The 15056-nt window shown below is 44.6% G+C and carries 14 protein-coding genes and 1 pseudogene; 7 read left to right on the forward strand and 8 right to left on the reverse strand.

Annotated features, from left to right (window positions below; translation table 11 throughout):
• Positions 1 to 229: 229 nt before the first annotated feature.
• Positions 230 to 1978 (reverse strand): diflavin flavoprotein, encoded by a 1749-nt coding sequence (locus F6J94_RS17610; protein ID WP_293042798.1) that lies wholly within the window; start codon positions 1976 to 1978, stop codon positions 230 to 232.
• 267 nt (positions 1979 to 2245) lie between these two features.
• On the opposite strand from F6J94_RS17610, the gene F6J94_RS17615 reads away from it, so the two are divergent.
• Both F6J94_RS17615 and F6J94_RS17620 read left to right on the forward strand, forming a co-directional pair.
• Positions 2246 to 2440 carry a hypothetical protein gene (locus F6J94_RS17615; protein ID WP_293042800.1) on the forward strand — a complete coding sequence of 65 codons (195 nt, stop codon included), beginning with the start codon at positions 2246 to 2248 and terminating at the stop codon, positions 2438 to 2440.
• Entirely contained in the window at positions 2368 to 2844 is a 477-nt protein-coding gene (locus F6J94_RS17620; protein ID WP_293042802.1) for a hypothetical protein, read from the forward strand. The genes F6J94_RS17615 and F6J94_RS17620 overlap by 73 nt, the downstream gene beginning before the upstream one ends.
• An 8-nt stretch (positions 2845 to 2852) precedes the next feature.
• On the opposite strand, the gene F6J94_RS17625 is transcribed toward F6J94_RS17620, so the two are convergent.
• Both F6J94_RS17625 and F6J94_RS17630 read right to left on the reverse strand, forming a co-directional pair.
• Positions 2853 to 4571: a diflavin flavoprotein gene (locus F6J94_RS17625; protein ID WP_293042804.1), complete on the reverse strand. Its 1719-nt coding sequence runs from the start codon at positions 4569 to 4571 to the stop codon at positions 2853 to 2855.
• Positions 4572 to 4769: 198 nt separating this feature from the next.
• On the reverse strand, positions 4770 to 4973 hold the full coding sequence (locus tag F6J94_RS17630) for a hypothetical protein (RefSeq protein ID WP_293042808.1): 204 nt from the start codon (positions 4971 to 4973) through the stop codon (positions 4770 to 4772).
• Positions 4974 to 5096: 123 nt separating this feature from the next.
• On the opposite strand from F6J94_RS17630, the gene F6J94_RS17635 reads away from it, so the two are divergent.
• On the forward strand, positions 5097 to 5894 hold the full coding sequence (locus tag F6J94_RS17635; protein WP_293042813.1) for a pantothenate kinase: 798 nt from the start codon (positions 5097 to 5099) through the stop codon (positions 5892 to 5894).
• Between the two features lie 32 nt (positions 5895 to 5926).
• Here the strand turns inward: F6J94_RS17635 and F6J94_RS17640 are convergent, their stop codons facing one another.
• A complete protein-coding gene (locus F6J94_RS17640; RefSeq protein ID WP_293042828.1) occupies positions 5927 to 6382 on the reverse strand; it encodes an NUDIX hydrolase in 456 nt (151 codons plus the stop codon).
• A gap of 338 nt (positions 6383 to 6720) precedes the next feature.
• On the opposite strand from F6J94_RS17640, the gene F6J94_RS17645 reads away from it, so the two are divergent.
• Complete coding sequence (locus F6J94_RS17645) at positions 6721 to 7011, forward strand: RNA-binding protein (RefSeq protein WP_293022087.1); 291 nt, start codon at positions 6721 to 6723, stop codon at positions 7009 to 7011.
• A gap of 156 nt (positions 7012 to 7167) precedes the next feature.
• A complete protein-coding gene (locus tag F6J94_RS17650) occupies positions 7168 to 7362 on the forward strand; it encodes a hypothetical protein (protein ID WP_293042819.1) in 195 nt (64 codons plus the stop codon).
• A gap of 636 nt (positions 7363 to 7998) precedes the next feature.
• On the opposite strand, the gene argH is transcribed toward F6J94_RS17650, so the two are convergent.
• The 3 genes from argH to F6J94_RS17665 all read right to left on the reverse strand — a co-directional run bounded on the left by argH (position 7999) and on the right by F6J94_RS17665 (position 11391).
• Positions 7999 to 9393: an argininosuccinate lyase gene (argH, locus tag F6J94_RS17655; RefSeq protein ID WP_293042823.1), complete on the reverse strand. Its 1395-nt coding sequence runs from the start codon at positions 9391 to 9393 to the stop codon at positions 7999 to 8001.
• Between the two features lie 260 nt (positions 9394 to 9653).
• Positions 9654 to 9905, reverse strand: coding sequence for a hypothetical protein (locus F6J94_RS17660; protein ID WP_293022083.1), 252 nt, complete (start codon positions 9903 to 9905; stop codon positions 9654 to 9656).
• 28 nt (positions 9906 to 9933) lie between these two features.
• Entirely contained in the window at positions 9934 to 11391 is a 1458-nt protein-coding gene (locus F6J94_RS17665) for a GAF domain-containing SpoIIE family protein phosphatase (RefSeq protein ID WP_293042826.1), read from the reverse strand.
• 723 nt (positions 11392 to 12114) lie between these two features.
• Between F6J94_RS17665 and F6J94_RS17670 the strand changes: the two genes are divergently transcribed.
• Both F6J94_RS17670 and F6J94_RS17675 read left to right on the forward strand, forming a co-directional pair.
• Positions 12115 to 13356 carry an RNA-guided endonuclease TnpB family protein gene (locus F6J94_RS17670; RefSeq protein ID WP_293042831.1) on the forward strand — a complete coding sequence of 414 codons (1242 nt, stop codon included), beginning with the start codon at positions 12115 to 12117 and terminating at the stop codon, positions 13354 to 13356.
• Positions 13357 to 13369: 13 nt separating this feature from the next.
• Positions 13370 to 13714 (forward strand): annotated as a pseudogene (locus tag F6J94_RS17675) (DNA-binding protein); the annotation flags it as partial.
• A 7-nt stretch (positions 13715 to 13721) separates the two neighbouring features.
• On the opposite strand, the gene sbcD reads toward F6J94_RS17675, so the two are convergent.
• Positions 13722 to 14918 (reverse strand): exonuclease subunit SbcD, encoded by a 1197-nt coding sequence (gene sbcD / locus F6J94_RS17680; RefSeq protein WP_293042837.1) that lies wholly within the window; start codon positions 14916 to 14918, stop codon positions 13722 to 13724.
• Positions 14919 to 15056: the final 138 nt, after the last annotated feature.

Below are 15056 nucleotides of genomic sequence, written 5' to 3' on the forward strand. Positions count from 1 at the left end.
TTATTTGAGTTTAGACTTCATTGTGATTAGTCCTTGGCTACCGAAATATTATAACAGCTAGTTGAAACTACTCCCAGTGTTGATGGCGGACAAGCTCAACTATAATCCTTATATAGTCTGGGTTTTGCAATTTTTTTTTCAGAACTAATCAAGACAATTTTTCGATCACTTGGAGCGAATTATCCAGAAGTATTGAATATTTAGAATGTTCAATACTTCTGGATTAAACCTAATAATAGGTTCCCGACTTACGATGATGCAGGGCAGTTACTCCATCAGATAGCACCTTCCCATTTTTAACTACCCCATAAACTAGCCAGTGGTCACCACATTCCATCCGATTTTCTACAGTACATTCCAAATAAGCTAGGGCATCACTTATAATTGGACAACCATTTTCTGCTTCTTCGATCTTTATCCCACCAAATCGTTCTTCACCAGGGCCAAAGGGTTTGATAAACTGCTTCATCAAGGGTAAATGTTTCCCATCTTCTAACACATTCAATACAAAGTTATCCCCACTGTGCATCAAAGACTCAATGGCTCGTTCTTTAGCTACCGCTACGGTTAATCCTGGAGGGGTAAAGGTAGCTTGAGATACCCAGGAAGCTAGCATCGCTCCGGTCAGGTCTTGTTGTTTAGTAGTCACAACACACAACGAACCAATCAACCGTCCCACCGCTTGCTCAGTGCGGGCAGCAGAAGACTCACCAGCAGGTTGCTTAGGTTTCCGGGCTTTTTTGGCTTTTTTCAGGGCTTGAGCAAAATCTGTACCAGCTTCTTCACAGTATTTGAGGTCTTTGTCTGTAGGCTTAAATTTCACCCGAATCGTCTCAAAGCCAAACTTGTAACCCGCATCCCGGAACTTATTTTCTAATAGGTCAATGGCTTCCCCACTCCAGCCATAGGAACCAAAAACACCCGCTAGCTTAGTTTTCGTAGCGCTAGATAAAACCATACCCAAAGCGGTTTGAACCTGGGTTGGTGCGTGACCTCCTAGGGTAGGAGAACCCATGATAAATCCGTCTGCTTTCTCGACAGCAGCTCCAATCTCTTCCGGTTCAGCTGCTTCACAGTTCAGGGATTCTACCGATACACCAGCTTTAGTGATACCTCGTGCGATCGCTTGGGCAATCGCTCCAGTATTGCCGTAAGCTGAGGCATAAATTAGGGCAACATTGGCCTCTTGAGCTTGTTGTTGCTTACTCCATTTCCCATAGGACTCAGTTAGTTCTTGAAAGCCATAGCGCACCAAGGGTCCGTGACCGGTAGCATAAAGCTTAGCATCAAAGTCTGCTAATTTAGCTAAAGCTGTTTCCACCTGTCGGGCGTGGGGTGCCATCAGGCAATCAAAATAATAGCGTCGGTCTTCGTTATAAACCTTCCAACCTTCATCCATTACCTGGTCTCCACAGACATGAGCACCAAATAATTTATCTGTAAATAGGATTTGAGTTTTAGGATCGTAGGTACAAAGCTGATCAGGGAAACGGGGATTAGGGGTAGGGATAAAATCTAGGATGTGACCTTCACCTAAATCGAGAGTATCATCCCCTTTCATCACCAGGATTTTGAGCTCCTGTTCTGGAATAGCTTTATCCTCTAGTTTCTCAAACAGAGTACGCAAAGATTTAGCACCAGGATTGGAGCAAACAAAGGTAATCTCAGGAGCAAGTTTGAGCAGAGCATTCAGAGTAACCAGGCGATTGGGATTGAGGTGACCGAGGATGACGTAATCGATCAGCTTCGGGTCAAGGCGTTCTTGTAATGCTTTTAGAAACACCTCTGTAAAGGATTCTCCTGGTGGATCAAATAGGGCGATTTTATCAGCTCGAATTAGAAAAGAATTAGCAGTGGTGCCTCGTTGCAAGGCATATTCGATTTCAAATTTGAGCCGGTCCCAAGTACGCGATCGCAATATGATCGTATCGGTCGCAATATGCAGGGGTTGGACGTCACGGGGTTTTGTATTGTTCATGGGTTCAGGTTATTTTGTTTAAGGTTATTTTGTTGAAGGTTATTTGGTTTAAGGTTGAAGGTTATTTGGTTTAAGGTTGAAGGTTATTTTGTTTAAGGTTGAAGGTTATTTTGTTTAAGGTTATTTGCTTGAAGGTTATTTGCTTGAAGGTTATTTGCTTGAAGGTTGTTCGCGTAGCGTAGCCGAAAGGCCAAGGTTATTTGATTGAAGGTGACAGGTTATTTGATTGAAGGTTATTTGGTTTAAGGTGACAGGTTATTTTGTTTAATGTTTAAGGTTAATCGGTTTAGGGTTAATCGGTTTCAAGTTAATCGGTTTCAAGTTAATCGGTTATATTCTTATCAAAACAACCTTCAACCTTCAACCAATCAACCTTCAACAATTCAACCTTGGCCTTTCGGCCACGCTACGCGAACAACCTTCAACCTTCAACCAATCAACCTTCAACAATTCAACCTTTAACCTTCAACAATCCCACCTTGGCCTTTCGGCCACGCTACGCGAACAACCTTCAACAAACCCACCTTGGCCTTTCGGCCACGCTACGCGAACAACCTTCAACAATCCCACCTTGGCCTTTCGGCCACGCTACGCGAACAACCTTCAACAATTCAACCTTCAACAATTCAACCTTCAACAATCCCACCTTCAACAATCCCACCTTGGCCTTTCGGCCACGCTACGCGAACAACCTTCAACAAACCCACCTTGGCCTTTCGGCCACGCTACGCGAACAACCTTCAACAATCCCACCTTGGCCTTTCGGCCACGCTACGCGAACAACCTTCAACCTTGGCCTTTCGGCCACGCTACGCGAACAACCTTCAACCTTCAACAAACCAACCTTCAACAATTCAACCAATTAACCTAATGTTTAGTAATGATTTCCCACTTTCCGATGGTGGATAGCAGTCAGAGACTCTGGCTTAGAAACCCGTCCGGTCTCAACGGTAGAGTAAACAATCCAATGATCACTACACTCCATACGGGTAGTAACTTTACACTCTAGATAGGCTAGGGCATCGCTCAGAATCGGGGAACCGTTTTGTGCTGTTTGTGTATTCACCCCTGCAAAGCGGTCAGCACCAGGTTTGAAGCGCTTGAGGAAGTGTTTCATTAAATCTTGGTAGTTGCCTTCTTCGAGTACATTGAGTACAAAGCGGTCTCCCACTTGCATCAAGGATTCAATCGCCCGGTCTTTGGCTACAGCAATAGTGAAACCGAGAGGCTCGAAGCTAGCTTGGCTCACCCAAGAGGCTAACATGGCACTCTTGACATCCCCTTTCTTAGCGGTGATGATGTACAATCCACCACTGAGACGACCTAGGGCTTTGTCTAGGTCTGTATCTAGGGATTTCATGTTCTTGATCAAGCGATCGCGACTCAGCCATTGCCCCATGTCAGTACCAGCTTCTTCACAAAGCTTGTAAATGGTTTCACTAGGAGTGTCTTTGATCCGAATCGCAGGAAAGGCTTCTTTGAGTCCTAGGCTTCTAAATTGACTGCGTAGGGGGTCAATCGGTTCGTCATCTTCGCCATAGGATTCAAACAGACCAACGGATTGCTTGGATTTGACCGCAGCAAGTACCGTGCTAACTGCTGCTGTAGTGGTGCTGTTTGTGGTTGGAGGCATGCCAATCACTATGCCAGCAGCACGGTTAACAGCTTCTTGAACCTCTTGGGGGTCAGCGGATTTGAGGTCCATCATCTCCACAGCAATCTCAGTTTTGGTAATGCCTAGGGCTATGGCTTGAGAAATGCGATCGCTATAGCCATAATCTGAGACATAAAACACAACAACCGATTTTTCTGCCTTGGCCTTAGCTTGACTCCAGTCGCGGTAATTTCCTACCAGTTGTTCTACATTGTGGCGCAGTAGAGGACCATGACCATTAGCAACAGTAGTCACCTCTCCCAACTTGTCCATCCGCTTGAGAGCAGATAGCACTGAACGGGCGTTGGGAGCCATCAGGCATTCGTAGTAAAATCGATAATCTGCTTCGATAGCGCTGAGGTTGTCATCATAGGTGCTAGCAGAGCAATAGTGCATGCCAAATACATCACAAGTATACAGCACCTTAGTCCCGGCATCGTAAGTGAGCATGGTGTCGGGCCAATGGAGATTAGGGGCATTAACAAAATCCAGGATATGCCCATTGCCCAAATCCAGCTGATTACCACTTTTGACAATTTGCCGCTGAAACGGTTGGTGTACAAAGTCTTCCAGAAACTGAATCGCCACTTTTGAACCAACCACAGTAATATCTGGAGCCAGTGCAAGGATATCTTTAACTAACCCACTGTGGTCTGGTTCGGTATGGCTGATAATTAAGTAATCAATATCGGTAGGGTTAATTAGTCCGGTTAGAGTATCTAAATATAGCTGGCGGAATTTTTCATGGGACGTATCGACCAAGGCAATTTTCTCGCCCCGAATCAGATACGAGTTGTACGTGGTGCCGTTTTGTAGTCCAAATTCGATGTCGAAGCGATCGCGATCCCAATCCAAAGAACGAATAGTTGTGGTATCTGGAGCAATCTCGCTAGTCTCTATGGTTAGCCGCTTTTGAACCCGGTCAGTGAGTACTACCATCCCTTTACTCCTTTATCCGCTATTTTTAAGTTATGTAACTTTTCTTTATTTTTACACAAATATTTGCGAAAGCTGGATTAGGATATGCTATTGCTCTGATTTAGGATTTATTATGGTTCAGTCACTACCAATAGCTGATAGCTAACGCCCTAGGCTCATGCTACCCTTGCCAGCTATCAGCTATTCATGGTCAATGCTTTAGGGATGCTCAGCAGTAGTGAAGACTTGGATGAATTTCTGGAACAGTCGATTAAAACGATTTTGTGCTGCACCAGCTGATAGTTCTGGCACAGGAGACTGTTTGCCAATGATTCGTTCTAGTTCAGGGATAACGTCAATGATGACTTGACCGTTTTCTCTTCCGGAACAGGGATTTTTTCCCACTGTGACTAGTCTTCCCAAAAAAAGAAATCTAGAATCGATTAGGCAAAGAAAAAGGCAAAAGGCAAATTTATTTCCCCGACTCCCGACTCCCGACTCCCATTAACCCAGTAATTTGTACTTCACCGAATTGATAACTGCTATATGACAACTAAGGCAAACAGCTTTTTAGGATTAGTGATTGGCAATTCCCGGCTACATTGGGCTTGGTTTGTGGATAACACCCTGAAAAAAGCCTGGGATACCAACCATCTAACCCCAGCAGCTGTAGAGCAGTTAATCAAGGACTGGAGGTCTAATGTAATCTCAGCGGAAATTTTCCCACCCCAGTTAGCAGCTCAGGGGACAGACCCATCCAAGCCATTACCCCTTTACATCGCTTCAGTAGTACCTGCCCAAACAGCACTCTGGCAAAACTATTCCGATACTACAGTAGTGACCCTGGCAGATTTACCCCTTTGCGGACTATATCCCACCCTAGGCATTGACCGCGCCTTGGCCGTATTTGGTGCTGGTAATAGGTATAGTTATCCAGTTTTAGTTATTGATGCTGGTACTGCTCTAACCTTTACTGGGGCTAACCAAAACCTACAGCTAATCGGAGGAGCTATCTTACCAGGATTGGGATTACAGTTACAGTCTCTAGCACAAAAAACTGGAGCATTACCTGCGATTGAACTACCAGCTCAGTTACCAAAGCGTTGGTCACTGGAGACATCAGAGGCAATAGCAAGTGGTGTTGTCTATACAGTATTGGCTAGTATCCGGGATTTTATTGAGGATTGGCAAAGGCAGTTTCCCAAGAGCCTGATTGCTCTGACTGGTGGTGACTCTGAGCAGTTAGTTACTTATCTCCAATCCCAATTTCCTGGAATAGCGGCTCAGATTATTGTTGATCCTTACTTAATCTTTTGGGGAATGTTGTCAGTGGTTGGTAGTTAGTTGCTGCGGTAACTGTTGTGGGGAATGGGGAATTAAGCAACAGTGATATTACCCTCAAAATAGTCCTGTAACTGGCGGTCATGGTCATGGCTGAGGTTTCCCTTAGGGATAGCTTCGGGATCAAACGCCTTGACTTCACTAATTTCCAATACGTCCTGTACCTCCATAGTTCCGTTGACATCGGCTTCTACCAGAATACAGATAGAATGGACTCTGGGGTCTCTTCCTGGTGCTGAGTAAACCCCAACTAACTGGCGAATCTTGAGCAACTCAAGTCCAGTTTCCTCGAATAATTCCCGTTCGATAGTCGTTGGAATATCTTGACCCCAGTTAACCATCCCTCCTGGTAGAGCCCACTTACCATTGTCACGACGTCGAACTAGCACAATTCGCCCATCCGGCAAGAGTGGAATGATGCTCGTACCGGTAATAGGATGTCGAAATATAATCCCGATAACGGTTTGGACAAATTGCCATAATCTTCTCATGTGATGATAGGGCTGTTGAGTGTGTGTGTTGCTTTTACTGACTGCTATGATAGACATTATGGATGCAAGTTCGGTAACGTCAGTGATTGAAAAGTCCATTGTGATGCAATTCAACGTTGAACGTCTGAGTAGTTAACAGCTAGGAGCCTAAGGAATACCTGACCGGTTCACAGGCAAAGCACTTGTGTTTAAATATCTGTCTTGATGCAAAGCGCGAGGGTCGGAAACCCCCTGATGAAGGTGCTGCATCGCTGTAATAACCAGGGTAGATATGCACCAGTGCTTCGCCCTCTCACCGACCTTCATCTGAACATGTTCGATCAGATGGACAACTCTAAATGACTATATACATTGGCAACCTAGATTATCAGGTTACCTCTCAAAACCTACAGGAAGTATTTGAGGATTATGGTACAGTATCAAAAGTAGCAGTTCCTAAAGATAGGGAAACCGGTCAAGGGCGTGGATTCGCTTTTGTTGATATGGGGACACCGGATGAGGAAGATTCGGCTATTGCTGAGCTAGATGGTGCACAATGGATGGGACGTTATATGCGCGTCCGTAAAGCTAGACCAAAGACTAACGACAACGACAACAATCGAGGAAATCGTAGTCGCAGTCAGTTCTAGAAACAGTAGGCTTCGAGGACAATCAAGAAGTCTGGTGTGGTCAAATAACTATTTGACTTTCCCTTGGGTCACATGGGTAACTTAAATAAACCAAGCTGAATTTATTGTAAGACTTGGGTTTGATAGTGTTTTTGTTTTTTTATCAATGAGGTAGACATGGCAAAGCGCCGCAATCTAAAAAAGGAAAAGGCGCAGCGGAATCAAGCTTACGCCCGTAAGTTTCGGAAATCCAAGCGTAATACGGGCCGTTTTTCCAAAAATAGACGGTACGGTAGCAAACCTCCTAAGTCGGAGGAAACAACAACAGAAACTAACCAGGATAATTACCAAGGTGGTACTGGTGCGATGTAAGGAGTCAGCTGATAACTGACTCCTTACATCCGATGAGGTAGCTACCCGAGTTGATTAACGACTGTCGATGTAGAAAGTCGATTTAGAAAATTTAGGAGTATCGAGTCAGGAGCTTCGAATCAGAATAAGTCAAGGTTAGTAAACAGCTAGAGAAAATGTCGCAGAGTCTACCAAAAACTCTTATTATTTGTTAGACTTAAATTAGGGTAACACCGACAGGGATTATTATGTAACTTAAATTAAAGCCGAAAACCAAGGGTTTAATAGTTGCGCTGTAATCCCGGTGGAACCAAATATGTTGACATTTTTATGGCGCTCGCGGGATATTCCGTCAGAGCGGAGATACCCCCTGGATGTGAAAGCATCTTGCATTGGCGGGCTAAAGTTTATCTTGGTAGACTTTGGTAGCTAAAAAGTATCGGTTATGTTATTGGAATAAACAAAAGTCAAAGTATGTTTTAAGCCAAAAACTAACTAAAAAATCTTACTTCTGATCCGAAGTTTCCCGCTCCTAACTTCCCTATTATTAAGTAGTTTTGTACTGGTGCAAGATTGACCTACGGTCACGCTACGCGATTAGCCCGAAGGGCGTTGGCTAGCGAACGACAAGATCTAAGATTAGAGATAAATTAGCGATCAATCATTATTAGAAATTAGGCGATCGCATGCATCCTGAATCCCTCGCCTAACCTGGTCAAAACCAGTGCCACCATAACTATTCCGACGAGCTACTACTTGAGTAGGGGCAATGGCTTGATAAATATCCTCTGCAAAGGCTGGATGCAACGCTTGCCACTGTTCGAGGCTCAAATCCTTCAGTAACTTCCCGGATCCCAAACAACCTCTGACCACCTTACCCACCAGATTGTAGGCTTCCCGAAACGGAACCCCTTTTGAGGCTAAATAGTCAGCGACATCGGTAGCGTTAGAGAAATCTTCAGTAACTGCTGATGCTAAACGTTCGGTACGAAATTCTAACCCTTCCTGCCAGAGAATGGTCATGGCTTCCATACAGGCTTTGATAGTGTTAACGCTATCAAACAGTGCTTCTTTGTCTTCTTGCAAGTCTTTGTTGTAAGCCAAAGGTAGCCCTTTCATCAAAACTAACAACCCTTGTAGATGACCAAAGACACGACCAGTCTTACCTCGTACCAGTTCGGGAACATCAGGATTTTTCTTTTGGGGCATGATGCTAGAACCAGTAGCACAACTATCCAGGAGAGTAACAAAGCCAAATTCCTGAGATGACCAGAGAATGATTTCCTCTGACAATCGGCTCAGATGTACCATGATCAAACTGGCAGCACAGAGGAATTCAATGGCAAAGTCGCGATCGCTTACTCCATCGAGGCTATTACCATAAATTCCTTCAAAATGCAAGGTTTCTGCGGTATGATGTCGGTCAATGGGGAAGGTAGTCCCTGCTAAGGCTCCACAACCGAGGGGTGAGATATTCACCCGCCGTCGGATTTCCCCTAAACGCTGCCAGTCCCGCTCTAGCATTTCTACGTAAGCTAACAGGTGATGGGCTAAACTGACTGGCTGAGCCCGTTGCAGGTGAGTATAGCCAGGAATCAGGGTTTCAACATGAGCTTTGGCAAGATTGAGCAAGACCTCTTGGAAGTGACGTAACTGGCTACGAATCTGATCAATCTGCTCCCGGAGGTAGAGTCGGGTATCCGTACCAACTTGGTCATTACGCGATCGCGCTGTATGTAGCTTCTTGCCAACATCACCCACAATATCAGTAAGGCGGCGTTCTACAGCTAAGTGTACATCCTCCGCATCAACACCAGGGTTAAATTTTCCTTGGTGGTATTCTGAGCGGATTTGTTCTAAGCCAGCTACTAGCTGCTGAGCTTCCGACTCAGAAATAATGCCAGTATGGGCAAGCATCTTGGCATGAGCCACAGAACCAGTAATGTCATACTCAATCAGTTCTATATCAAAGCCGATACTGGCATTGAAGCAAGCAATTGCTGGATGTAACGCTGATTCAAATCGCTGACTCCAGGTTTTTTGCTCAGTCACAGTTTTGGAAACAAGATAAAGGACAAAAGACGAGTTAAACGAAGTTAGATTTAGCTTGTAGGGTGGGCAAAAACATTTTGGTTCAAATGAGTCTTCTAGATAAGATATAGCAACCGAAGTATAGTTTAGGACAGAGTATTTGGATTGAAAGGGAGCAGGGAGTAGGGAGCAGGGAGTAGAAATATGTCTTAAGCTTTCCTTCGACTGCTATAACTTTGCCCACCCTACTTTAATTGGTATTTTTTTTACACGCAACTCCCTTAGTTAAACGAAGTTAGATTTCTGAATAAGTAACCAACAACTAAGCCAATCACCAGCGCTGCAGCCTGACCAGAATCAATAAAGTTTTGCCAGGCCGTCTTGATTTGACCAAGTACATCTGGATCTTCAATAGTTTGAGCCAAAACTAGCCCATCGATGGGTAACTGAGAGTTCAGCCATCCCAAGACATCAGTCCAATCGCTAATGCATAAGAACGGAACTATTACTGTTTGTATGCCTACAATCACCATTGCTATGATTTCCTATACCTTAAATCTTTTAGTGAAACCTTGATTTTACCTGCATTACGACCAGTGTCATATCATCTCCGTTAGTTGTTGTACCAGTAAACTGCTGAACTTGCTCAAATAGGTAATCTAAAATTTCCTGAGCACTATGACTATGTTCACAGGCCCACTGGAAGCTTTGGGTGAGATTTTCCTCATCAAAGCGATTGCCATTGAGATTGGCTGCCTCGGTCACCCCATCAGTGTAGTAAATAATGGTGTCCCCTGAATCGAGCTGCACTTGAGAGTCTTCGTATTGAGAATCAACTTCTAAACCAATCAGCATCCCTGCGGTATCCAAGGGTTTGATAGAACGGGTTGATGCCTGCCACAACAACGGGGGATTGTGAGCGGCATTACTATAGGACAAAATCTTGGTTTTGGGGTCGTACTCAGAATAAAACAGGGTAACGAACCGATGGGAATTTTCCAAGTCAACATACATAACCCGATTCAAGTGTTCGAGAATGCGTGCAGGGGAGTGACCGTTTAGTACTTCTGCCCGCAGCATTCCCCTGGTCATGGTCATAATCAACCCAGCCGGAACCCCTTTGCCCATCACATCACCAATCACAATGCTCCAAGGTAAATAAGCGCTGTGCTCATCAGTGACGTTACCATCCCCGGAGTTTTTGGGTCCGAGCTGGTCGTAGTTGGTGGGAATGAAATCGTAGTAGTCACCTCCGACACGGTTAGCGGTTTTACAGAAAGCCGCTAATTCCACACCTTCAATTTCAGGGCATTGGCGCGGTAGTAGGCGGATTTGGATATCGGCACCAATTTCTAACTCTCGATCTAAGCGTTCTTTATGGCGTAGCTCAACTTTAAGTTCATCATTAGCGATCGCTACTGCAGTTTGGTCAGCCACTAACCTTACCAACTTCTGTCGTGTCGGTGTCCAGTTATATTGTGGGTCATGGCTAAAGATATACAAATGTCCTTGTTCAGCATTTTTAACCAGAATGGGAAGACTAAAAAGTTTGATATTGGGTTCAAGATAATCCCTCAAGAGTTTATCAAAGGATGCCTGAACCAGTTTCAAAGAGGTTGGTGTGTGCTGAGAATTCCCCCCTTGGCCATTAGGACTCGTAACTTGGCGGGTGGTCTTTTCTATCGCTTTACGAATAGTCTGACCCACCTGAGGGTTCTGGTAGTGTAGGTCAGAGCGTTGTACCTGACCATCTCGATTGAACAAGATTAAAGCTCCCCCATCGGCATCACTGACCCGTGCTGCCATTAGAGGAATTAACTCTAAAAACTGATTGAGATTGTTGAAGCTGCGTAAGGCAAACCCCAATGAGCTTAACAAATCTTGAACCTTGTGCTGTTCTCGATAAAGACGTGCCACCAGTTCTTTGAGGGTGGACACAGGGTTTTTCTTAGCAGCAGCATAGGAGCTGGTGCTATTGGTTGAACTTGAGGGTTGGTGGGGAATAGGCAGTGCTGTCATTGCATCAGGTGTTAGGAGCGTTACCAGTTATGCTGCACAAACCATCAGGTTAATCAGGAGTTAGAACAGATGTCTACTCAGGTTTTGTCAAGCAGCTGTTGCTGAAACTGTTGACCTGTGAAGCCTACGATGGCTGACCCTGAATCTTCACGGTAGTTTTTCTTAGGTATTGATTCAACCATGTAGGATAACTAGCGCAACAGTATGGCATCCTACAGTAGCACTGATTGCCATTTTTAGCTATTAGGGAAGTCCCAACCAATTATTCCAACTGACCTGATTTGTCTAATGATAGCCCTAATTACACTCAATGTTATTCAGGGAATCTTCTGAGTGCTGAGGGCTGATGCATTAATTAATATAACCCCATGATTTGGCATTCCACAAATTTTTCTGTTATATGTAGTCGGACATAAATAAACGGTACTGTCTCAAAAACTGTAAAATTCTTGTAACCATTACCCCAAAAGGTTTGGCCGATATTTACAAAACTTTATACAGCACCCAAAACTTTTGTCCGACTACTTACTAGTTTTATTGGAAAATTTTTTTTAACGAATAGGGGAGTTTGAGGGGTCGAAATTCCCCATCCCTATTTAGGGTGGGGGTGGATAGACCCCTGGCCGTAGGCCACGCTACGCGAACAAGGAATTAACGGAACTTGATAATTTACCACAAAGTATATATTATGATATATAAGGTCGATGGATGAGTGCAAAGACAGTGAACCATCAAGCCGTAAAAGTCAGAATTTACCCCACGCAGGAGCAAGTTCAGATACTTGCTCAACATTTTGGTTGTGCTCGTTGGTGGTGGAACTATGCATTAAATCAGTGTATAGAGACTTACAAGGAAACCGGCAAAGGGTTGTCTCGGTCTGCGCTCAATTCTATGTTGCCAAAACTCAAAAAAGATGAAAAAACTGTTTGGCTAAAAGACTGTTATTCTCAGGTTTTACAATCTGTAAGTCTCAACCTTAGTCGTGCCTATCAAAACTTTTTTGAGGGCAGGGCTAAATATCCTAGGTTCAAATCATTCCATCATCGCCAATCAATCCAGTATCCACAATACGTCAAACAAGTAGGTTACTGCTTAAAATTCCCCGGAAAACTGGGTGTTATCAAGGCTAAAATTCACAGAGAACTAGACGGGGAAATTAAAACTGTCACAGTTAGCAAAACTCCATCTGGTAAGTATTACGCTTCTGTGTTGATGGAGTATGAGTCGGACGATATAAAGCCATCCACCGACGGGAAGGTGATTGGCATTGATTTGGGTATCAAGGATTTTGCGATCACTTACGATGGCAAAAAGACCTCTAAGTTTGGTAATCCCAGACACCTAGCTAAATACGAACGAAAATTAGCCAAAAAACAGCGTATTGCCGCCCGAAAGAAAAAGGGAAGCAATGGACGTAAAAAAGCCAGAAAGATTGTAGCTAAGGTATATGAACATATCGGAAATGTCCGCCAAGACTACTTACATAAACTATCCAGAAAAATAGTTGATGACAACCAAGTAATAGTAGTTGAGAACCTGAATGTCAAGGGCATGCTGTGCGCTACGCGCACGCTTCGCGAACGTAACCATAAATTAGCTAAGGCAATATCTGATCTAAGCTGGGGGACTTTTGTAAACTTCCTGTCTTATAAATGTGAAAAAGAGGGAAAAGTACTGGTTGAGATAGACCGATGGTTCCCTAGTTCCAAGACATGTTCTAATTGTCATTACCGAATAAAAGAGTTGCCACTAGATATAAGGGCTTGGATTTGCCCAAGTTGTGGGACTCATCATGATAGGGATGGTAATGCAGCAAAAAATATCAGAGCAGAAGGTATCAGAATGCTATCCTCCTCTGGGACGGGGGAGGTCAACGCCAGTGGAGAACAAGTAAGACCAAGACGTGGACGCCCGTCCAAGTTAAGGCATTCTTCCGTGAAACTGGAAGCCCCAACCTCTACGTAGTAGGTTGGGGTAGTTCACTCATCTGCCTCAAATTACCAAAGGTAGACGTGGCCCAAAGGGTAAATGGCTTAAAAATCGTCCTCCTGCTCTAGCTAAGATCAATGTCAACCGTAATCACATTGGCTCGAATATGCACAAAAGTCCCAAAGACCGGAAGCCAGTGATTTCAGTAAAACGAAGCGGCAACAATCTAAACGGAAACGAGGTAGAAATCCTCGGTCCATGTCGGATTGTCTATCAGCCAGATCACCCACTCGATTGTGGCGCTCGTCTGTGGATTGACCTACGGTCACGCTACGCGAACGAAACCTTCAGTGATGTTCACTTCATTGGTGGCAGTTTTCCTGCGAAGAGCTAATTACCAATTACCGATTTTTTTCTAATAAGCATTCTGCAGCTTCTAGCATATCTCCAGCAATATCTCTGAGGTCTTGCCGATTTTCTAGATATGTAGATAAGGCATCCATGGGATCAATACTGTTACCTATACCCAGTTCCGGCAAGCGGGGACGAGCTAGCTGGCTGACTAATTCTGGACGAATGGTATAGTGGTGGGCTGGCCTCAAGGATTCATGTATGGCAGTATTGTCAATTAGGTCGAGCTGCTCAGAACGTAGCTTGTAAATCAGCCGGACTATAGCGTCTTTAATAGTTTCGTTACCAATAGCGTTTAGTAAAGTACTTTGGGGATCATCTGCTTCAGCAAGGTTGACCTCAATGGTACGGAAGGGTCGTACTGACAAGGGACAAAATTCCCACTGAACGTGACCTTTGGACAGCTCAATCATGACATAACCTTTGTCTTCCTTCTCTTCACTGAAATCGACCCGCTCAATGCTGCCAGGGTAAATGACTGGAGGGTCATTGGAGTGGTTGAGATTCTGGTGATGGTGGATGTGTCCTAAAGCTACATAATCAAAGCAGGGTCGAGTCAGCAGCGAGAGCGGAATAGTAAAACCTTTACCAACTGCGAGGAAGCGCTCTGCACCAAATCTAGCTTGGTCTGCCATTAAATGACCTAACAAGACCGTTGGCAGGTTTGGGTCAAGTTGACGAATTTCTGCTTCTAAGATTGGCTCAAGCCGTGAGATCAGGAGTTGGTTAACCTCGGCTAGGGTTAGACCTTCGGTGTCTGGGCGACTGAGAAGGGTGGAGTTGGTTAGCCACGGTAGAGTAATTACCTGTACCAAACCATTGTCGGTTTGAATCTTATGAGTTTCGATGCTATCCCCTACTACAAATCCAGGCACGCCTAAGGTGCGATAAATACATAAGCTAGCACCTCCTTGTCCTTGGGAGTGTTGGTCGTGATTTCCTACTAGTAAAACTGTAGGAATGTTTGCATCTACTAAGCGGCGAAATTGATTGGCAAAGGCTTGTTGAACATAGGGTGGTGGTGTGGCATCGGGAAAGGCATCACCGCCAAAAAGAACTAAATCCACAGGTTCGGCAATGGCTCGGTCAATACATTTAGCTAGGGTATTGACAAAATCTTCTAAACGTGTGTTGATTCCAGTAGCAGGGTTGATTCGTCCATGGGAGAAGCCACTACCCATGTGGATGTCAGATAGGTGTTGAGCTAGTTCACTAGTTCACTAGTTAAAGGTTTAACGCGATGGACTTCGTCCCGCTTTGCTGCGAAGCGCGTGGCCGAAAGGCCAAGGTTACAGGTTGAAGGTTATTTGGTTGAAGGTTGAAGG

The organism is Moorena sp. SIO1F2 (assembly GCF_010672755.1).
GTDB lineage: Bacteria > Cyanobacteriota > Cyanobacteriia > Cyanobacteriales > Coleofasciculaceae > Moorena.